The 20,656-nt window shown below is 67.0% G+C and carries 13 protein-coding genes; 5 read left to right on the forward strand and 8 right to left on the reverse strand.

From position 1 onward, the window contains the following. Positions 1 to 59 precede the first annotated feature (59 nt). Genes HNP52_RS16235 through HNP52_RS16260 form a run of 6 tightly spaced genes read right to left on the reverse strand, consistent with a single transcriptional unit; the run spans position 60 to position 9,378 of the window. Positions 60 to 1,844, reverse strand: coding sequence for a glycoside hydrolase family 9 protein (locus tag HNP52_RS16235; protein WP_184168673.1), 1,785 nt, complete (start codon positions 1,842 to 1,844; stop codon positions 60 to 62). Next, positions 1,841 to 3,505 carry a glycoside hydrolase family 43 protein gene (locus HNP52_RS16240; protein ID WP_184168674.1) on the reverse strand — a complete coding sequence of 555 codons (1,665 nt, stop codon included), beginning with the start codon at positions 3,503 to 3,505 and terminating at the stop codon, positions 1,841 to 1,843. The genes HNP52_RS16235 and HNP52_RS16240 overlap by 4 nt, the downstream gene beginning before the upstream one ends. Then, complete coding sequence (locus HNP52_RS16245) at positions 3,502 to 5,019, reverse strand: tryptophan halogenase family protein (RefSeq protein WP_184168675.1); 1,518 nt, start codon at positions 5,017 to 5,019, stop codon at positions 3,502 to 3,504. Before HNP52_RS16245 ends, HNP52_RS16240 begins: the two co-directional genes overlap by 4 nt. After that, positions 5,016 to 6,533, reverse strand: a complete 1,518-nt coding sequence (locus HNP52_RS16250; protein WP_184168676.1) for a tryptophan halogenase family protein — start codon at positions 6,531 to 6,533, stop codon at positions 5,016 to 5,018. Before HNP52_RS16250 ends, HNP52_RS16245 begins: the two co-directional genes overlap by 4 nt. Then, positions 6,530 to 7,930 (reverse strand): tryptophan 7-halogenase, encoded by a 1,401-nt coding sequence (locus HNP52_RS16255; RefSeq protein WP_184168677.1) that lies wholly within the window; start codon positions 7,928 to 7,930, stop codon positions 6,530 to 6,532. The genes HNP52_RS16250 and HNP52_RS16255 overlap by 4 nt, the downstream gene beginning before the upstream one ends. Next, complete coding sequence (locus tag HNP52_RS16260) at positions 7,927 to 9,378, reverse strand: tryptophan halogenase family protein (protein WP_184168678.1); 1,452 nt, start codon at positions 9,376 to 9,378, stop codon at positions 7,927 to 7,929. Before HNP52_RS16260 ends, HNP52_RS16255 begins: the two co-directional genes overlap by 4 nt. Positions 9,379 to 9,651: 273 nt before the next feature. Between HNP52_RS16260 and HNP52_RS16265 the strand changes: the two genes are divergently transcribed. After that, positions 9,652 to 12,978, forward strand: coding sequence for a TonB-dependent receptor (locus HNP52_RS16265; protein ID WP_184168679.1), 3,327 nt, complete (start codon positions 9,652 to 9,654; stop codon positions 12,976 to 12,978). Positions 12,979 to 13,106: 128 nt separating this feature from the next. Here the strand turns inward: HNP52_RS16265 and HNP52_RS16270 are convergent, their stop codons facing one another. Continuing rightward, a complete protein-coding gene (locus HNP52_RS16270) occupies positions 13,107 to 13,835 on the reverse strand; it encodes a DUF6445 family protein (protein ID WP_184168680.1) in 729 nt (242 codons plus the stop codon). Between the two features lie 39 nt (positions 13,836 to 13,874). Between HNP52_RS16270 and HNP52_RS16275 the strand changes: the two genes are divergently transcribed. After that, positions 13,875 to 14,882: a cupin-like domain-containing protein gene (locus HNP52_RS16275; protein WP_184168681.1), complete on the forward strand. Its 1,008-nt coding sequence runs from the start codon at positions 13,875 to 13,877 to the stop codon at positions 14,880 to 14,882. Between the two features lie 47 nt (positions 14,883 to 14,929). On the opposite strand, the gene HNP52_RS16280 is transcribed toward HNP52_RS16275, so the two are convergent. After that, positions 14,930 to 17,080: an alpha-glucuronidase family glycosyl hydrolase gene (locus HNP52_RS16280; RefSeq protein WP_184168682.1), complete on the reverse strand. Its 2,151-nt coding sequence runs from the start codon at positions 17,078 to 17,080 to the stop codon at positions 14,930 to 14,932. 132 nt (positions 17,081 to 17,212) lie between these two features. Here HNP52_RS16280 and manD point away from each other — a divergent pair, with 132 nt between their 5' ends. The 3 genes from manD to HNP52_RS16295 all read left to right on the forward strand — a co-directional run bounded on the left by manD (position 17,213) and on the right by HNP52_RS16295 (position 20,655). Beyond that, a complete protein-coding gene (manD, locus tag HNP52_RS16285; protein WP_184169224.1) occupies positions 17,213 to 18,424 on the forward strand; it encodes a D-mannonate dehydratase ManD in 1,212 nt (403 codons plus the stop codon). A gap of 17 nt (positions 18,425 to 18,441) precedes the next feature. Beyond that, on the forward strand, positions 18,442 to 19,581 hold the full coding sequence (locus HNP52_RS16290; protein ID WP_184168683.1) for an endo-1,4-beta-xylanase: 1,140 nt from the start codon (positions 18,442 to 18,444) through the stop codon (positions 19,579 to 19,581). A gap of 72 nt (positions 19,582 to 19,653) precedes the next feature. Next, positions 19,654 to 20,655 carry an AAA family ATPase gene (locus HNP52_RS16295; RefSeq protein ID WP_184168684.1) on the forward strand — a complete coding sequence of 334 codons (1,002 nt, stop codon included), beginning with the start codon at positions 19,654 to 19,656 and terminating at the stop codon, positions 20,653 to 20,655. Position 20,656 lies beyond the last annotated feature (1 nt).

The raw sequence follows: 20,656 nt of genomic DNA on the forward strand, positions 1-20,656 counted from the left end.
CCCTCCCCCTGGCTCGCGTTGCGAGCCGTCCCTCTCCCGCTAAAGCGGTAGAGGGATTTTCATTCAGCCAGCCACGCCCCCACCCACACCAGCGGGGCGTTCCAGTTGATCGCGACTTCGTTGAGCGCATAGGCGCGGACATCGTCGCCCCAGCAGGCTTGCGGCGCGCAGTGCCCCTTGAGCTGCAGCGCCACCGGATCGACCATCGCCACCGAATTGGGGCCGCCCGAGAGCACGCCGGGCGGCGGGCCGGGCAATGTCGGATCGAGCGACGGCGCCCAGAAGCGATGGTGCGGATGCTGCATCGAGGCGCTGCCATAGCCGCTGACATAGGAGACGCGGTTCGGGTTGCGGCCGAGGATATAGTCGATCGCGTCGATCACCCCTGCCCGGTATTTCGGATCCTTGGTAATGTCCGCGGCGACACCCAGCACCATCGCCCGGTTGAGCAGCGCGCCGTTCGAGCCCCAGGGATAGTCCTTGGCCAGATAGGGGATGCGGTAGCCATTGCCCGCCTCGTCGGCGAGGAAACGGTCCGCCGTGGTGGCGAGCGCGGCGCGCAGGCGCTTCACATCCGCTTGCGCCAGCTTCGACGGGCGCGTCGCCAGCGTGATCGTGCCGAGCGTTGCGACCTGGGGCCAGCCGGGTTCGCCCGGGGCCTCGCGGAAATGCGGCGAGTCGGCCAGCGCCTTCTCATACTCGGCCTTGCCGGTGGTGACGAACAGCTCGGCTGCCGCCCAGTAGAATTCATCGGACAGGTCGGTGTCACCATAGCCGCCCGAGCCGGTGAAGCTGTTGGTGGCATAGACTTCCGGGTTGCGCCGGGCGGCGGCGAAGGCGCGCTCGGCGGTGGCGAGGCAGCGCGCGGCGAAGGCCGGGTCGAGCGTCTTCCAGATCCGCGCGCACTGGGCGGCAGTGGCGGCGAGGTTGAGCGTCGCGCCGGTGGTCGGCGGATAGAGCAGGCGCTCGCGATCGTCCTTGTGCGGCGGCGTGGGCAGTGCGGTCCACCAGCGATCGGCGACCTTCTGGTGGGCCATGCCGCCCGCGTCGATCTCGGCGAAGGGCGCCGGGGGCGCTTCCCACACCGGCTTGCCGGGCGATGGCTGCGGCTTGCCGACGGGAACGCGCAGCCGCGTGCCCTGCGGCACCTGCATGCGCAACAGGAAGTCCATCTCGTAGCGCGCTTCGTCGAGCAAGCTTGGGGCGCCGTTGGGGCCGGTGGGGAGTGCCTTCGGATTGCGCTCATACGCGTTGAGCAGCGTCCACAACGCGATGCCGCCATTGACGACATATTTGCCGTGGTCGCCGGCATCGTACCAGCCGCCGGTCACGTCGAGGCTGTAGGGGCAGCCGGTCCATTCGGTGCCGCGCTCGTCCTTGCCGGCGAAGCAGGTGGCGGTCTCGTGCGGATGCCCGGCGGGGCGCGCCCATTTCGCGCCGACGATGCGCGCCTCGATGGGGATGCCGGCGCGCTGGTGGTAGAAGAAGGCGAGCGCATCGCGGGCGAGCGGGCGGTAGAGGTTCGGGCGGATCTCGAAGCTGCTGCTCGTGCCAACCACCGTACGGAGCAGATAGGTGCCAGGCGTGCGGAAGCCGGAGAAGTCGATGCGCTGGACCGTCAGGCCCGAGGCCGCGTCCTCGCCATAAGGCTCGGTCCTGCCGCGCAGAACGACCTGGCCCTTATTGTCCAGCAACTCCCATGCGCTCACCTCTGCCCCGGCACGCAGGATCGCGCGCTTGGTATCACCGGGCTCGAAGCCCAGCTGGTTGACGTCGATCGCCAAGGGCGGAGGAACTGTCGCACCGAGCAGCAGCGGTGCCGCAAGGAGCAGCGCCCTGCTCACTCCCCTGCCCCGGCGAACAGCCCGAACACCGAGCCGACGAAACCGCCGGCGACCTTGGTCGTCAGGCTGTCGGTCTCGACCTGGCCGAGATGCTTCCAGGCGGGCTTCGCGCCGGGAGCGGCATAGCTGAAGGCATAGCTGCGGCCCTGGACGGCGATGCGCAGGCGCAGCGGGCCGGCGGGCGCGGGTACGGTGGCCAGGGTCTTGCCGAGCTTCGGGCTGTTCGGGCCCTCGCGCTGGTCGAGGGTGAGCACATCCTTGCCGCCGACGCGCTTCACCCCGACGAAGAACCAGTAATCGTCGTTCTGCAGCACGGCGAGGCCGGCGCGGTCGCCGTCCTTTTCGGGGGCGAACTTCACGGTGGTTTCGGCCACCGCATTGGTGTGCTGCTGGCGGCGGGCGAGGAACGACGGGTTGGCATTGTCGCCGAGGCCGGCGGCGCGCGCCTTGAGCATCAGGCCGGCGGCGCCGGTGCGGTACCAGTCCTCGCGCGGGTTGCGCAGCATCATCCAATAGGCGGGCAGCTTGCTGCGGAAATCGTCGCGGATCGTGAAGGCGCCCGAGGTGGGGAGCGGCGCCTTGCCGTGGGGGAGCGCCGGCCTTGCGTGCGTCCAGGGGATCGGCGTGGCGGCGGGCAGGATCACCGGCCAGCCGTCCTTCCATTCTACCGGCAGCAGGAAGGTCTCGCGGCCGGTGGTGTAGAAATCGCCCTCGTACGGGCGGACGGCGAGGAAGGTCGCCCACCATTTGCCGTCGGGCGTGGTGACCAGCTGGGCGTGGCCGGCCGAGGTGATCGGCATCGGCCGATCGCGGGACAGATCGCGCTGGGTGAGGATCGGGTTGCCGCTCCACGCCTCGTACGGGCCGGTGACCGATTTGGAGCGCAGGATCACCTGGCTATGGCCCTCGGCGGTGCCGCCCTCGGCACAGCTGAGATAATACCAGCCGTCCTTCTTGAAGATGTGCGGGCCCTCGATCCAGACGGGCTTTTTCGAGATGTCGATGCCGCCGTCGACGAGGAGGGTGCGTGGGCCGAAGGTCTTGCTGGTCCTGCGGTCGAACTCCTGCACCCAGATCGCGCGGTGCCCCTGGTAGAGCGGCTGGCCGCGCGTCGGGCCGTTGTTGACCACCCAGGTGCGGCCGTCATCGTCGAAGAACATCGAGGGATCGATGCCGCCCTCGAGATCGGGCAGCCAGATCGGATCGGACCACGGGCCCGCCGGGTTCCTTGCCGTCAGCAGGAAATTGCCGCCGCAATCGACGCAGGTGTTGAGCAGGTAGAAGGTCCCGTCCCTGGCCTGGATCGAAGGCGCGAAGACGCCGCGCGACAGGCCGAGCTGCTTGAAATCGAGCATGCCCGGCCGATCGATCGCGTTGCCGATCTGGGTCCAGTGGACGAGGTCGCGGCTGTGGAAGACCGGGATGCCGGGGTACCAGCCGAAGGTGGAGGTGACGAGGTAGAAGTCGTCGCCGACCCGGGTGACGCTCGGGTCCGGATAGAAGCCCTTGAGGATTGGGTTGCGATACTCGTTCGGCCCGGCGGTGAGCGCGTCGGATGCGTCCCTGCCGCTATAGGTGAAGCTGGAGAAGGTCGCGACCGGCTGGGCGATGGCGGGCGCGGCGAGGAGCAGCGCGGCGGCGGTGGTCAGGAAGCGGCTCATGCTGCGCAATTGTCCCGGATGAAGTCGCGGTGCCTGGGCATGTAGGCGGCGCTGTTCGCCACCGCCTCGCGGATATGGGCGAGCCGCGAACGGGTCTCTTCCAGGGGCATGACGTCGGCGACCGGATCATGGCCCGCCGGCTCCATCAGCTGGCCCAGCATCACCGCGAACCAGCTGGTGTCGTTGAACAGTTCCTCATTCTCGCGGAAGGCGCGGCCATGGCTGCGGAAGACGCGCATCTTCTCGGCCAGCCGCTCGGGAATCTCCATCGTGCGGCAGTAATTCCAGAAGGGGGAATCGGTGCGCTCGGTCGCGTGGTAATGGAGGACGAGGAAATCGCGGATCTCCTCGTAATCGGTCTGCATGATCCGGTTGTAGCGATCGATGTCCGCCTGGTTGAAGTCGCGGTCGGGGAACATCGTCAGGAAGCGCGACAGGCCCGACTGGATCAGCCAGATCGACGTGCTCTCCAGCGGCTCGAGGAAGCCGCCGGACAGACCCATGGCGACGCAGTTCTTGACCCACATGCGGTTGCGGTGGCCGGTCTTGAACGGGACGGTGCGCGGATCGGCGAGCGGGGCGCCGTCGAGATTGCCGAGCAGGATCGATGTCGCCTCGTCGTCGGACATATAGTCGGACGAGAAGACATGGCCGTTGCCGATCCGGTGCTGGAGCGGGATGCGCCATTGCCAGCCGGCGGTGTGGGCGGTGGAGCGGGTATAGGGCGTCCAGGCATCGACGCTCTCGCACGGCACGGCGATCGCGCGGTTGCAGGGCAGCCATTGCGACCAGTCGGTATAGCCGGCCTTGAGCGCCTGCTCGATGATCAGGCCGCGGAAACCCGAGCAATCGATGAACAGATCGGCTTCCAGTTCGGTGCCGTCCTCCATCTTCACCGACTGGACGAAGCCGTCCTCGCCCCGGAGATTCACGTCGACGATCTTGCCCTCGCGGCGGACCACGCCGAGATCCTCGGCATAGCGGCGGAGGAACTTGGCATAGAGGCCGGCGTCGAAATGATAGGCATAGGCGATGTCGGAGAGCGGCGAGTTGCCCGCATCGATGCCGCGCATGAACTTGTCGTCGCGCGCCGCCATCGCCTGGAGCGACCATTCGTCGACGTCGGGCGCCTCGCCGAGCTGGCGCATGCGGAGATAATAGGCGTGGAAGGACACGCCCTTCATGTCGAGCCCGTAGCGGCCGAAGGGATGGAAATAGCGGTGGCCGATCCGCCCCCAGTTCACGAACTGGATGCCGAGCTTGAAGCTGCCCTTGGTCTCGCGGATGAACTGGTCCTCGTCGAGGCCGAGCATGCGGTTGAAGGTGGCCATCTGGGGGATGGTCGCCTCGCCGACGCCGATGATGCCGATCTCGTCGCTCTCGACCAGCGTGATCTTCGCATAATCGGGGCCGAGGATGCGCGAGAGCGTGGCGGCGGTCATCCAGCCGGCGGTGCCGCCGCCGACGATCAGGATGGAGCGGATGTTGCGATCCGTTGGGTCTTTGTCGGTCATGCGTCGTTCCTTGCGGGCGCGTTGCGCGCGAGCCATTCCTCGTGGCGGGGCATCGCCCGGGCGGCGCGGGCGAACATCTCGTGGATGCGCGACAGGCTGGTGGCGAGCTTGTCCTCGTCGAGCCCGTCGACCAGCGGATCCCAGCCGGCGGGGATCACCCCCTGCCCCAGCAGCACCGCGATCCAGCTCGATTCGGCGAACAGCTCGTCCTCGTAGCGGAAGAAGCGGCCGCGACCCCGGAACAGGGCGAGCTTGCGCTCCAGGCTCTCGGGGATCGCCATCTCGCGGACACGGCGCCACAGGTCGCCGTCCCGGCGCTCATTGGCGTGGTAGTGGAGGATGATGAAGTCGCGAACCTGCTCCATCTGGGTGTCGGTCAGCCGGTTGAACTCGTCACGCTCCACGGGGGAGAAGCCCGTGTCGGGTAGCAGCGCCATCAGCTTGTGGATGCCCGCCTGGATCATGTGGATGCTGGTCGATTCCAGTGGCTCGAGGAAGCCGCTGGAGAGCCCGAGCGCGATGCAGTTCTTCTCCCAGGCGCGCTTGCGGCGCCCGGCCTCGAACTTGAGGATGAAGGGATCGCGCAAGGGCGCGCCGTCAAGGTTCGCCAGCAGCGTCTCGCGGGCTTCGTCGTCCGAGATATCGGCGCTGCAATAGACATGGCCGTTGCCGACGCGGTGCTGGAGCGGGATGCGCCATTGCCAGCCCGCCTTGTGGGCCGTGCTGCGAGTGAAGGGGGTGATCTCCGGGCCCGGGCTGGCGCTGGTCACCGCGACGGCGCGGTCGCATTGCAGCCAGTGCGACCAGCTTTCCCAGCCGGTGTGGAGCGCCTGCTCGATCAGCAGCGCGCGGAAGCCGGTGCAATCGACGAACAGCTCGCCTTCGATCCGGCGATCGCCTTCGAGCACCACCGCCTCGATGAAACCGTCCGTGGCGCGCAGCGGGACATGGGCGACCTTGCCCTCGATGCGGACGACGCCGCGTTCCTCGGCATAGGTGCGCAGGTACCTGGCATAGAGCGAGGCATCGAACTGATAGGCATAGGCCATGCGCGAGAGGATCGAGCCCGGATCCTGGACCGGCGGCTGGTAGCGCCCGGCGGTCATCGCGAGCGCGCAGACATTATAGTCGTCGATCTCGCGAGCGCGCCCCTCTTCATGGAGCTTGCGCCAGATCTGGTGGAACTTCACGCCCTCGATATCGAAGCCGAACTCGCCGAACGGGTGGACATAGCGATGGCCCTCGCGCGTCCAGTCCAGGAACTCGATGCCAAGCTTGATCGTGCCCTGGGTCTTCGCGAGGAAGTCATTCTCGTCGAGACCGAGCAGCGCGTTGAAGTTGCGGATCGGCGGGATCGTCGCCTCGCCGACGCCGACGGTGCTGATCTGCTCCGATTCCACCAAGGTGACGGAGACCCCGGTGGGAACAAGGCGCGAGAGCGCAGCGGCGGCCATCCAGCCGGCGGTGCCGCCGCCGACGATGACGATTTGGCGGATCGGCGCGGGGGCGGTCATGCGATCAGTCCTTCGGCGCGGAGGGTGGCGCCATGGTGCGGCATCGCGCGGACCGCGTCGAGGATCAGCGAACGGATGCGGCCGAAATGCTGCGCGAGCGCTTCCTCCGGAATGGCATCGGCGAGTGCATCGTGGCGGCGCGGGCGGATGCCCTGGCCGTCGAGCACAGCGATCCAGTCCTCGGCTTCGAACAGCTCCCCGTCATAGAGCGGCACGCGGCCCCGGCTCGCGTACAGGTCGAGCTTGTGCTGGAGCGTCTCCGGAACCGGCGCGGTGCGGGCGTGATCCCAGAGCGGTTCACCGGCGCGGCCATTTGTCTTGTAGTGGAGGATGGCGAAATCACGGACGCGGTCGGCCTCTTCGGCGGTGAGGCGGTTATATTCGGCGGGCTCGGGGCCGCTCGGGGCGGCGGGAAGCAAGGCGAGCAGTCGGGCGAGCGCATTCTGGAGGAAGGCGAGGTTCCAGCCGTGGAGCGGCTCGACCAGCGCGGCGGCGGCACCCAGGGCGATGACCTTGCCGGTCCATGCCCGGGGGCGGTGGCCCTGGACGATCGGGATCGCGTTCGGCTGCTCGGGGAGATGCGCCGAACTGTAGAACAGCGCCCCGCTTTGCCCGCCGACCAGCGGCACGGTGCGCTGCCAGCCGGCCTCGAAGGCGCCGGCATGGCAATAGGGCGGCGGGATGCCCTCGGCCGGGTTCCAGTTCTCGACCACGCGGTTGCAGGGTAGCCATTCGGCCCAGCTTTCCCAGCCGCTGTCGCCGGCGAGCAGCGCGGCCGGTCCGGAGCAATCGAGCCATAGGTCGGCGGTCAGGCGCGAGCCGTCCTGCAGCTCGACTTCATCGTCGGCAAAGGCGCGGAAGCTGCCGAGAGGCCGCAGGCCAGTGGCGGCGCGCAGCGTCTCGGCCAGACCGGCGCGGTCGAGGTGCAGGCCATAGCCATAGCTCGACAGGATCGAGCGCGGATCCTCGCTCGGCCGGACGAAGCGGCCCGAGGCGGCGGCGATGGCGGCAAGCGAGAAATCGGCGAGACGGACGGGCTGACCGATCGCGCGCAGGCGGGCGGCGAGCTGGTGGAAGGCCGTGGTGGCAAGCGGGGCGCCGATCGTGCCGAAGGGCAGGAACCAGTCCACCTCCCCTGCCCAGCCGGAGCACGCCGTACCGAGCGAGAAGCTGCCGTGCGCGGCGTGCAGGAGCTCGCGTTCGTCAACGCCGTGATCGGCCAACCAATATGGGAAGTCCGGCAGGCTTGCCTCCGCCGGGCCGAAGGGACCGAGGCTATGGTCCGGGCCTTCGGTGGCGATGATGAAGACCTCGGTGCGGGGCAGCGCGCGGGTGAGCGCCAGCGCCGCCATCCAGCCGGCGACGCCGGTGCCGACAATGCCGATGCGCGCGATCATGCCGCCATTCCCAGCGCGGCTTCATGGCTTGGCATCGTGGCGGCCAGCGCGGCGATCTCGGCGCGCATCGCCGCCATGGCGCCGGTGACGCCCGCGCCTCCGGCACGCGGGTCCGGGTGGTTCGGCGTGACGTGCTGGCCGAGATAGACCGCGAGCCAGCTCGGCTCGAGGAAGGTGCCCTCGCGATACTGGACCACCACGCCACGCTCGCGGAACAGCTCGAGCTTGTGGGCGAGCGAGTCCGGCACGGTCATCGCCCGGCAATGGCGCCAGAACTTGGAATCGTCGCGCTGCTGGCAGTGATAGTGGAGGATCAGGAAATCGCGGACGCGCTCATAGTCGAGCGCCATCAGCCGGTTGAATTCCTGGGCGTCGAGTGGATCCCATGCCTGGGTCGGAAACAGATCGAGCAGCCGGCCGATCGCGACCTGGATCAGGTGGATCGAGGTGGATTCGAGCGGCTCGAGAAAGCCCGAGGCGAGGCCGATCGCGATCGTGTTGCCCACCCATTGGCGCCTGCGCTTGCCGGTGACGAAGCGGAGGCGGTTGGGCTCGGCGAGCGGGGCGGCGGGGAGTTGGGCGAGCAGGGTTCCCAGCGCGGCATCGTCGCTGGTGAAGCCGCTCGAATAGACATGGCCGTTGCCGGTGCGGTGCTGGAGCGGAATGCGCCAGATCCAGCCGCTTTCCTGCGCGGTGGCGCGGGTGAGCGGCGGCAGCGGGCCGGTGTTGGGACAGGGCAGCGCGATGGCGCGGTCGCACGGCAGCCAGTGCGTCCACTCCTCATAGCCGGCCCTCAGCGCCTGCTCGATCAGCAGGCCACGGAAGCCCGAGCAATCGACGAACAGGTCCGCTTCCAGCGTCTCGCCGCTTTCGAGGGTGATCGCGCGGACATGGCCGCTCTCGCCGTCCAGCGCGACATCGACCACCTTGCCTTCGCGCCGGACGACGCCGCGCGCTTCGGAATAGCCGCGGAGGAACCGGGCGTAGAGGCCCGCATCGAACTGATAGGCATAGTTGTAGGGATCGCCATCCGGGCGGCGGAAGCGGCCCCGGCGAGCGGCCTGGATCGGCAGCGAATATTCCTCGAACGCCCCTGCCCCTTCGCTCGCCAGCCATTGGTGGTGGAAGGGCACGCCGTCTATCGGCGCGCCGAACTCGGCGAAGGGATGGATATAGCTGTCGCCCTTGCAGCCCCAGTCGACGAACTCGATGCCGAGCTTGTAGGTGCCCTTCGTCGCCGCGAGGAACTCCGCCTCGTCGATGCCGAGCGTGGCGTTGAAATGGCGGATATGCGGGATCGTCGCCTCACCGACGCCGACCGTGCCGATCTCGGCCGATTCGACCAGCGTGATCGCGAGCGGCGTGCCGGCGAATTTATGCGCGAGCGCGGCGGCGGCCATCCACCCCGCAGTGCCCCCGCCGACCACGAGTACGCGCCCAATCAGCATTCTTGCGATGCCCCTCTCCAGCCCGAATGTTAGCGCTCCCGCCGCGAAATCGTCAATCGCCCCGACAGGCGATTCGAGGCCGATCCGGCCCCTTCGCAGTTGCGAAAATCGTGCCGCAACGCAGCGAAACCGTTGCGAAAACGCCACAAATCCAAGGTTTACATGAAAGCGTAACAAGACGGCTTGATCTTTCCATAACTCCTACATTAGTTTGGACACAAACAAGAAACGCGCTCGGAAATGATAGCGCTAACAGGGAGGGGAGACAGCTCGATGCGCAAGCACGATTCTATTCATCACATCGACAGGACTGCCAGGTTCCGCACGGGCGCGTTGCGCGCCGGCGTGTCGGCCGCGGCGCTTGCCTGCCTTTCGGTAGCGGCACCTGCCTGGGCACAGGACAGCCAGGCCACGGGCACGCCCGCGCCGACGACCAGCGAGACCACCCAGGAAGACACGATCGTCGTCCAGGGCTATCGCCAGTCGCTGCAGAGCGCGCAGAGCCTCAAGAAGAATTCGGACGTGATCGTCGACTCGGTGACGGCCGAGGACATCGGCGCCCTGCCCGACCGCTCGGTCACCGAGACGCTGCAGCGCATCCCCGGCGTCTCGATCAACCGCTTCGCCGCCGGCGTCGATCCCGACCACTTCTCGGTCGAAGGCTCGGGCGTGGTCGTGCGCGGCCTCACCTATGTCCGCTCGGAGTTCAACGGCCGCGAGGCGTTCACTGCCAATAACGGCCGCTCGCTGAGCTTCGCCGACGTGCCTTCGGAAATGATGGGCGGCGTCGACGTGTTCAAGTCGCCCTCGGCCGACCGCATCGAAGGCGGCATCGCCGGCGTGGTCAACCTGCGCACGCGCAAGCCCTTCGACAACAAGAAGGGCCTGGTCGTCGCCGGTTCGCTCGAGGGCAATTACGGCGACTTCGAGAAGAAGTGGACGCCGACCGGCTCGATCATGGTCAGCAACCGCTGGGACACGGGGATCGGCGAGATCGGCGTGCTCGCCAACTTCTCCTATTCGCAGCTCAAGAGCCAGTCGGACCGCTTCCAGGTCTCGAGCTTCCGTATCCGCAATCTCTATTCGGACGGCGACGTCGTCGACAATGGCGGCACGACGATCAGCAAGCAGGTCTATTTCCCGCGCGGCGCGGTGATGGGCCGCCAGGAGTTCAATCGCGAGCGCTACGGCTATGCCGGGGCGATCCAGTATCGCAGCAATGACGGCTCGGTGGAGGCCGTCGCCCAGTTCCTGCGCTCCGACGCGCGCCAGGCCTGGAGCGAGCGCACGATCGAGATCGCGACCGACAACGTCTCGGCCAATGGCGACTCGCGCCGGGTGCCGGGCACCACGCTCGACTTCGACAGCGACGGCATGTTCGTCAGCGGCACGATCACCGGCCCGACCGGCTGGCGCGGCGACCAGAACACCGGCGCGGCCCGCGTGCCGATGCTCGGCCTGCAGTCGAACAACATCCGCCGCGACCATCAGGAGAAGCTCGTCACCGACGATTACGGCTTCAACCTGAAGTGGAACGCGACCGACCGGCTGGGCGTGATCTTCGACTATCAGCATGTGAAGTCGACCACCAACGTGCTCGACAACACGCTGTGGAACTCGACCTACCAGAACGCGTCGATCAAGCTGAACGGCTCGGACTTCCCGACGGTGGCGTTCGTCGCGCCGCAGGTCTGCAACGGCCCCGCCGCGAATTCGCAGAACCCGCCGGGCACCGGCTTCGACTGCAACAGCGCCCAGGCGCTGGGCGGCTCGGCGAACCCGACCTATTTCGGCGCGGGCCACACCAGCTTCGTCGATCCGTACAACAGTTTCCCGCGCGCGGCGATGGACCATATCGAGCAGAGCAGCGGCAATTCCGACGCCTTCCGCCTCGACCTCGACTATGCTTTGCCCGAGAACGGCTTCCTCAAGTCGATCCAGGGCGGCATCCGCTATGCCGATCGCGACCAGGTCTCGCGCTATTCGCGCTACAACTGGGGCGTGCTCTCGGAGCAGTGGGGCAATAACGGCCCGGTCTGGCTGAGCATGCCGGTGAACGGCAACAACGCCAACCACACCGACGGCACCGCGAACACGTCCAACTCCGCCTATTATTTCAACAACTTCTTCCGCGGCCAGGTGACCAATCCGCTGGGCGGCGACGGGCGGCTCTACTATTCGGGCAACACCGCGTCCGACTATGCCGCGATGATCGACTATGCCAACGCGATCTCGCGCGAATGGCAGGCGACCGGTACCTGCGCCGATGGCCGCGTGGTCAATGGCGGCTGGAACGCGCTGGCCAATCGCTGCGGCGTCATCCAGGGCACGCCGTTCCTGCCGGACGAGATCAACCCGATCCGCGAGCGCAACTACGCCGCGTACCTGATGGCGAAGATCGACACCCAGCTGGGCGGGCTGCACCTGACCGGCAATGTCGGCGTGCGCTATACCAAGACCAAGCGCGACACCGACGGCTATGTCTCGTTCACCAACACGACGGCCTTCCCGACCGACGCGACCTGTGCCGCGCCGGTGGTGCCGCCGGCGACCCCGTCGCCCTTCTGCTCGTACAGCATCGCGGACCGCAACGCGGCACGCGCCTTCGTCAACGGCGCGCTGACCCCGTCGCACGTCTCGCTCGACTATACCTACTGGCTGCCGAGCGTGAACCTGAAGCTCGAGGCGGGCGGCGGCCTCCAGTTCCGCGCCGCCTATTTCAAGGGCGTCTCGCCGCCCCAGACCGGCCTGATCCGCAACTATCTACAGGCAAACCTGTCGGTGGTGCAGAATGTGGACGCCAACGGCAATCTCGTCCCCGGCAGCTTCCGCTTCCAGGGCGTGACCACCGCGGGCAACCCCTATCTGAAGCCGGTGGAAGCCGATAACTTCGACCTGACCGCCGAGTGGTATTTCTCGCGGGTCGGCTCGCTGACCGTCTCGGCCTTCTACAAGGTGCTGTCGGGTGTGGTGACCAACGACACCCGCCGCGTCGACCTGACCAACAACGGCCAGACCTATCCGGTGGTCATCACCACCCCGATCAACGCCACCGAGAAGGGCAAGATCAAGGGCGTCGAAGTCAGCTACCAGCAGACCTTCGACTTCCTGCCGGGGCCGCTCAAGGGCCTGGGCCTGCAGGCGAACTACACCTATGTCGACAGCTCGGGCGTGCCCCAGTCGACCCTGTCCGAGACCGATCCGGACGTGGCCGCCGGCCGCGTGACCACGGTCAACACCTCGCTGCTGCCGCTGCAGGGCCTGTCGAAGCACCAGGTGAACATCACCCCGTTCTTCGACTATGGCCCGGTCTCGCTGCGCGCCAGCTACTCGTGGCGTTCGGACTTCCTGCTCACCGTGCGTGACGTGATCACGCCGAACGACCCGATCATCAACAAGGCGACCGGCCAGCTCGACGCATCGATCTTCTTCGCGGTGACCCCGCAGATCAAGATCGGCGTGCAGGGCTCGAACCTGACCAACGAGGTTACCCGCACCAATGCGGTGATCTCGAAGATCGGGGGCGGCATCATCGAAGTGCCGCGCGGTTGGTACATGAACGACCGCCGCTTCGCCGCGATCGCACGCTTCAACTTCTGATCCGAGATACACCCTGCCTGGCGCTGCCGGTTTCCAACCGGCGGCGCCTATTTTTTTGGGAAAGCGCCATTCGGCGCTTTGCGGCGCCGCCTGGAAATGCGCCCTTTCGCGCATTTCCAAACAGACTCTCAGGCAGGACGGTAGCTGACGAAGATGTTGGCGGTGAGCCGGCCCGTGCGCGGATCGCTCGTGCCCGCCCCGGTCACCAGGCCGGAATGGAGCTGGCGGCTGCGATAGACAAGCAGCCGGTCGAACACGGCATCGGCGGCGGCAACCTGTTCGAACTCGGCCGTGTCGCCGGCGATATAGCCGGGCGCCGCCTCGGGCTCGGTGGCGCGCACCGCTTCATAATGCGGCTGACGTTCGGGCGTGATCGCCTCGAACCCGGTCGCGCGGTGGCGGTAGAAGGCGGTGCCGCCCTGCTCCGGGCCGCAGAGATAGTGGAGGAAGGCGAATTGCAGCGGATCGGTGGTGTCGATGTGCGGCACGCGCTGCGACGGCGCGAGATCCCCGGCGCCCAGCGTGACCAGCGAGAAATTGCATTCGGCCCGGCCGAGGCGGACGCCGTGCAGCCCGAAGGCTTCGCGCAGCACCGGATCGAGCGCGCGGACCACCGCCCCGACATAATCGAGCGGCGCGGGCGCCCGGATGCCGGGATAGCCGCCGGCCGGGCCATGGACCGGCTCGAACCCGCCCTGCTCCGCAGCATAGTCGACCAGCTGCCCAGCATCGCGCATCAACCCGTCGAGCCGGAGCAGGGGCTCCCCTTCCCTGCCGATATGCGAGAGCTGCGCCGCGGGGCGTGGATTGAGCGAAAGATCGAACGAGTTCACCGACATGCCCCGGAAACGAACCACCGGGATGTGGCCGGCGCATTTCCGGGATATTGAAAAGCGATGCCTATGCAACCGATCCGCGAAATCCAGGGCACGCCCGATGCCGAAGCCTTCCGCGCGCTGGTCGCCGGCTATGCGCCGGTGGTGCTGCGCGGGCTGGTGAAGGACTGGCCGCTGGTAGCCGCCGGCGCCTCGCCACAGGGCGCCTGCGACTATCTGCTGGGCTTCGATGGCGGTGCGGCCGCGGAAGCCTTTGTCGGGCAACCGGCGATCGAAGGTCGGTTCTTCTATGCGCCGGACCTGCGCGGCTTCAATTTCGAGCGGCGCAAGGGCAGCTTCGCCGACCTGCTGCGCTACCTGCTGGCGCTCCAGGGGCGAGAAAACGTGCCGGCTGTCTATGCCGGCGCGGTGGAGACCGGACGGGCATTGCCGGGGCTGACCGAGGCCAATCCGATGCCGCTGCTGGCGGGGCTCGATGCCGAACCGCGGATCTGGATCGGCAACGCCTCGCGGATCAGCACCCATTTCGACGCATCGGACAATATCGCCTGCGTCGCGGCGGGGCGGCGGCGCTTCACCCTGTTCCCGCCCGAGCAGACGCCCAACCTCTATGTCGGCCCGCTCGATCATACGGTGGCGGGGCAGCCGACCAGCATGGTCGATGCCAATGCCCCTGACTTCGACCGTTTCCCCCGCTTCCGGGCAGCGCTGGATGCGGCACTGGTCGCCGAACTGGAACCGGGCGACGCGATCTTCATCCCCGCGCTCTGGTGGCACCAGGTGGAGGCGCTGTCGCCGTTCAACGTGCTGGTCAATTTCTGGTGGGCGGACGCCCCCGAACAGGACATGCGCTTCGATGCGATGATGCACGCGGTGCTGGCACTCGGCCATTTGCCGGCCGAGCGCCGCGCGGCCTGGTCGGCCTTCTTCGATACCTTCGTGTTCCGCGAACATGGCGACCCGGCCGCGCACATGCCCGACGGCATGCGCGGCGTGCTGGGCGAACCGACCCCGCAGCTCCGGGGGTATATCCGGCAATATCTGATGCGCGGATTGCAGAAGGGTTAGGCACTCTTCCCTCTCCCGCGAAAGCGGGAGAGGGAATTCGGGAAAGGCTACTTCCCCTGCCCCGGGGCGTAGGGGTTGGAGATCGCCTTGTAATATTCCAGATCATGCGCGGGCGGCTTGTGCCCGGCCGGCAGCGGGCGCTTCGAGATCGACTGGAAATAGGCGATCGAGGCGTCGCGCCACCAGGTCGCTTCGGCATGCTGGATCGCCAGGAAGTCGCGGACCTCGGCCCAGCGGGTCTCGTCGACCTTGCCGCGCAGGGCGGCCCAGTCGGCCTGCATCTTGCCGACGACATCGACACCCGCGTCATAGCGGGTGACCAGTTCGTCCCACAGAGTGCGGCCGGATTTGGTGCGATAGTCCCAGGGCAGGTGGTGGAACCAGAGCAGCAAATTCTCCGGAATGGTCTTCGGGCTGCCCCAGGCCTTCACGACCTCCGGGGCATATTGCGACAGCGCATCGCTGCCCTTGGCCGTCCGGTCGAAGCCGATCCCGGCCGCATCGGCCTTGTGGTAATAGACCGGGTTCCATTCGGGACGGGCCAGGTCGGACACCCAGGGGCCGGGGCCATAATGGTGGCCCGTCGCCATCAGGTGCGCGAGGCCGAGCGGGGTCATGTAATCGACCACCGCCTCGCGCGAGCCCATCATCATGCGGACCACAGGATCGGCGGCTTCCCTGCCCCAGGTCATCGCCGCCCAGTCGCGCGCGATCGCTTCGGCCTTCGCGTCGGGATCCCAAGCGAAGCGGCCGAACGCATACCAGTTAGCCTGGTCGAACTGCGAGCCCGACCAGTTGCGGTCGCTGCCGATATTGGCGACCCCGGCCATGCCGGTAGCGGCGCCGGCATCGACCGGCGTCTCGATCACCTTGGCGACGGTGCTGCCCTTTTTCGGGCGGAAGGTATCGGCCTCGAGCACCTCCTCCCACATCGTGCCGAGATAGGCGAGGTGCGTAGCGAAGCCGAGATATTCCTTGGTGATCTGGAATTCCATCATCAGCGGCGTTTTCGGCATCGCACCGAACAGCGGATGGAAGGGCTCGCGCGGCTGGAAGTCGATCGCGCCGTTCTTGACCTGGACCAGCACATTGTCGCGGAACTTGCCGTCGAGCGGCTGGAACTCGGTGTACGCCTGCTTGTGCCGGTCCTCGGCATTCTCGGCGGCATAGACGAAGGCACGCCACATCAGGATGCCGTGATGCGGGGCAAGCGCATCGGCGAGCATGTTGGCGCCCTCGGCATGGGTGCGCTTGTAATCCGCCGGGCCGGGCTGGCCCTCCGAATTGGCCTTGACCAGCAGACCGCCGAAATCCGGGATTACCGAGTAGATCTCGTCGATCTTGGCCTTCCACCACGCCTGGACCTGCGGGTCGAGCGGATCGGCGGTCTTGAGCTTGCCCAGCTCGATCGGAGCGGAGAAGCGCGCGGTGAGGTAGACCTTGATGCCATAGGGCCGGAAGACCTCGGCCAGCGCCTTCACCTTCTGCAGGTAATCGGGGCGCAGGATATCGGCATTGGCGTTGACGTTGGTCAGCACCGTGCCGTTGATGCCGATAGAGGCATTGGCGCGGGCATAATCGGTGTAGCGCGGGTCCTTGTGCAGCGGCAGCTTCTGCCAATCCCATAGCGACTGCCCGGCATAGCCGCGCTCGACATGGCGATCGAGATTGTCCCAATGGTTGAGCACGCGGACCTTGAGCTTGGGCGCATCGACGATGTCGAGATTGTCGATCGGCTGGCCGGTCTGGAGCAGCTTCAGGAAGCGGAACACGCCGTAGAGCGTGCCGACATCACTGTTTCCGGCGATGATCGTCGTACGGTTGCCGGCAATCACCGCAGTGCGGATCAGATAGCCTTCCTCGCCCAGCTTCGCGAACGGCAGGTCGAGCCCCTTGAGGTTCGGGGAATCGGCCCGGGTGACGAGCACCGCGCCGTTGCCCATCAGTGTCTCGCGCTGGACGAGGTCATAACCGAACATCGCCTTGAAGCCGCGCTGCAGTTCGTCGGTGGCAGCCCGGATCGTCGGGCGCGCATTGGGCGCCACCAGATGCGTGACGAGCGGCTCGTAACGCGCCTTCGCGCTGGATTCGAGCGGCTGATAGCGCAGCCAGAGGTCATATCCGTCTTCGGCATGGCCTTGATTCGCAAGGCCGAAACACAAAAACGCAGACAAAATAGCCAGCAATTTCCGAAGCATCGCTCTTCCCGTCTCTACGCGGTCATACGCCGCCGTTGACAAGCTTGTATCAGCGCAACAATGGTAGCGCTACCAAGCATAGTGGCGCGCGGCGACGACGCGCCGGACCAGGAAGGGGAAGCAGGGAACGTCATGGCCGAGATCGTATCCGCGCGCGTGATCGTCACTTGCCCCGACCGCAATTTCGTGACGCTCAAGATCGAGACCGCCGACGGCACGACCGGCATCGGCGATGCGACGCTCAACGGCCGCGAGATGGCGGTGGTCGCCTATCTCCAGGACCACGTCATCCCCTGCCTGATCGGGCGCGACGCGCACCGGATCGAAGACATCTGGCAGTATCTCTACAAGGGCGCGTACTGGCGGCGCGGCCCGGTGACGATGTGTGCGATCGCCGCGGTCGACATGGCGCTGTGGGATATCAAGGCCAAGCTCGCCGGGATGCCGCTCTACCAGCTGCTCGGCGGGGCGAGCCGCGAGGGCTGCATGGTCTATGGCCATGCCAATGGCGCGACGATCGAGGAGACGATCGAGGAAGCCGTCCGCCATGTGGAAGAGGGCTACAAGGCCGTCCGGCTGCAGGCGGGCGTACCGGGGCTGAAATCCACTTATGGCGTCGCCAAGCCGGGCCAGCGCTACGAGCCGGCCGACGGTTCGCTGCCGACCGAAAGCCTCTGGTCGACCGAGAAGTACCTGCGCTCGGTGGCGCCGCTGTTCGAGAAGGCGCGTGAGGTGCTGGGCTGGGACGTGCACCTGCTCCACGACGTCCATCACCGGCTCACCCCGATCGAGGCGGGGCGGCTGGGCAAGGAGCTGGAACCGTACCGGCTGTTCTGGCTCGAGGATGCGACCCCGGCGGAGAACCAGGCCGGCTTCCGCCTGATCCGCCAGCACACCACCACCCCGCTGGCGGTGGGCGAGATCTTCAACACGATCTGGGACTGCAAGCAGCTGATCGAGGAGCAGCTGATCGACTATGTCCGCGCGACGATGGTGCATGCGGGCGGGATCACGCACATACGCCGGATCGCGTCGTTCGCGGACCTCTATCAGGTGCGCACGGGCTGCCACGGCGCGACCGACCTGTCCCCGGTCTGCATGGCGGCGGCGCTGCATTTCGGCCTGTCGGTGCCCAATTTCGGCATCCAGGAGCTGATGCCCCACACGGCGAAGACCGACGCGGTGTTCCCACATGCCTATTCGTTCAGGGACGGAATGATGCATCCGGGCGATGCGCCGGGGCTGGGTGTCGAGATCGACGAGGAACTGGCTGCGAAATACGAATATAAGCGCGCCTATCTCCCCGTCGCACGGCTCGAGGACGGAACCTTGTTCAACTGGTGAGCGGGAGAGGCTTGCTGATGACTGACATTACGCGTCGTGGACTGCTGGGCGCCGGGGCGGCGCTCGCCACCCTGCCCTTCCCCGCCTTCGCGCAGGCGGTGGAGGGGATCAATGCAGTCGCGAAGACCAAGGGCATGCGCTTCGGCTCCTGCTTCGCCTGGGGACCGCCGGGGGCGGATCGCGGATCCTTCGCCAATCCGAAATATGCCGAGCTGCTCAAGCGCGACTGCGGCATCCTGGTGCCCGAGAACGAATTCAAGTGGCAGGCAATCCGGCCCGACGCCAAGACCTTCAACCTCGACCATTTCTCCGACATGCTCGACTATGCCGAGGCGAACGGCATGGCGATGCGCGGCCACACGCTGCTGTGGCACAAGACGCAGTATTTCCCGAAATGGCTGAACGAGCATGACTTCGGCGCGTCGCCGGTGAAGGAAGCCGAGAAGATCCTCGGCCAGCACATCCGCACGCTCTGCAAGCTCTACGGCAGCCGCATCGTCAGCTTCGACGTGGTCAACGAGACGGTGGAGGAAGGCACCGGCGCGCTGCGTACCTCGTCGCTCTCCAAGGCGTTCGGCGGGACCGAGGCGATGCTCGACTTCGCCTATCACACTGCCCGCGCGCATGCCCCGGGCGTCGAGCTGGTCTACAATGATTACATGAGCTGGGAGCCGGGCAATGATGGGCATCGCCTTGGCGTGCTCAAGCTGCTCGAAGGCTTCCGCAAGCGGGGCATTCCCTGCGACACGCTGGGCGTGCAATCGCATATCGGGCTGACTGGCGACGGCACGGTGGGCGCGCTGGTGAACCGGCAGGAGAAGCCGTGGCGCACCTTCCTCGATAGCGCCACCCAGATGGGCTACAAGCTGGCCGTCACCGAGTTCGACGTGGACGACCATCTGTTGCCGACCGACGCGAAGCTGCGCGACGGGATCGTCGCCAACTACGCCGCGGCCTATCTGGAGATCATGTTCTCCTACCAACAGCTCCGCGACGTGCTCGCCTGGGGCATGTGCGATCGCTTCACCTGGCTCAACGGGTTCAAGCCACGCAAGGACAAGACATTGCAGCGTGCCACGCCCTATAATGATCAGTACCAGTCAAAGGCACTCCATGGGGTGATCCGGGATGCCTTTGCGGGTGCCGCGGCGCGATAGGTCGATCTTGTCCAAGATCGTTCAGGAAACTCGTGCTAGGGGCTGATTCGACGGACGAGAAAGGGGTGGGATATGGCGGCGCTGGCAGTGAGCCAGGACCCGGATTTCGAGGCGCTGCTGGGCGGCGAACTCGACACGGCCCAGCTGCACGCCCTTGCCGACCGGATCGCCGCAGCGCACACCGCCGCGCCCAAGGGCGACGGCGGCGCCTTCCGCAAGACGCTGGCGCTGAGCGCCACCACCGACGCCCAGCGCACCGAGCTTGCCGCCCAGACCGACTCGATCGGCCGCCGCATCGCCGCCGGCCGCATCCGCGCGGTGATGGGCGAGCCGCTCGACGTGCTCCACGACCTTGCCCGCCCCGTGCTCGAAGTGATGCGCGGCGGCATGGCCGGCGAGGCGAACACGCTGGCCAACCGCTATCTCGACGTCGCGCCGCAGGGCGCGACCGGCTGGGCGCTGCTGCCGCTCTATCTCTCGTTGCGCGCCAGCATGGACGGCGATGCCGAGCTGGCCGACAGCCTGCTCGCACCGGCACGGCCGCGGCTGGTGGTGATCGGCGGGCTTTCGGGGACCGGCAAGTCGACGCTGGCGCGGCTGCTCGGCAGCCGGATCGGCCGCCTGCCCGGCGCGCGGGTGCTGCGCTCCGACGTGTTCCGCAAGCGCCTTGCCGGGGTCAGCCCGGAAACCCGGCTGCCGCCCAGGCATTATACCCGGCATAATGACGACGAGACCTATGAGGCGCTGTTCGAATCCGCCGACGATCACCTCGCCTGCGGCAACAGCGTGATCCTCGATGCGGTGTTCATGGCGCGCAGCGAGCGCGACGTGGTGGAAGCGCTGGCCGATCGCTATCGCGCCGCCTTCACCGGCATCTGGCTGGAGGCCCCCGAGCGCGACCGGATCGCGCGGGTGAACGCACGCGCAAACGACGCGTCGGACGCGACCGAGATGGTGGTGCGCGAGCAGTCGCGCCGCTCGGTGGGCGAGATCCACTGGCACCGCATCCGGGTGAACCGCCCGCAGGAGGCGATCGTCGCCGCCGCGCGCGCCGCGCTGGACCGGACCCACTGAT

This window comes from Sphingomonas kyeonggiensis (assembly GCF_014204495.1).
GTDB lineage: Bacteria > Pseudomonadota > Alphaproteobacteria > Sphingomonadales > Sphingomonadaceae > Sphingomonas > Sphingomonas kyeonggiensis_A.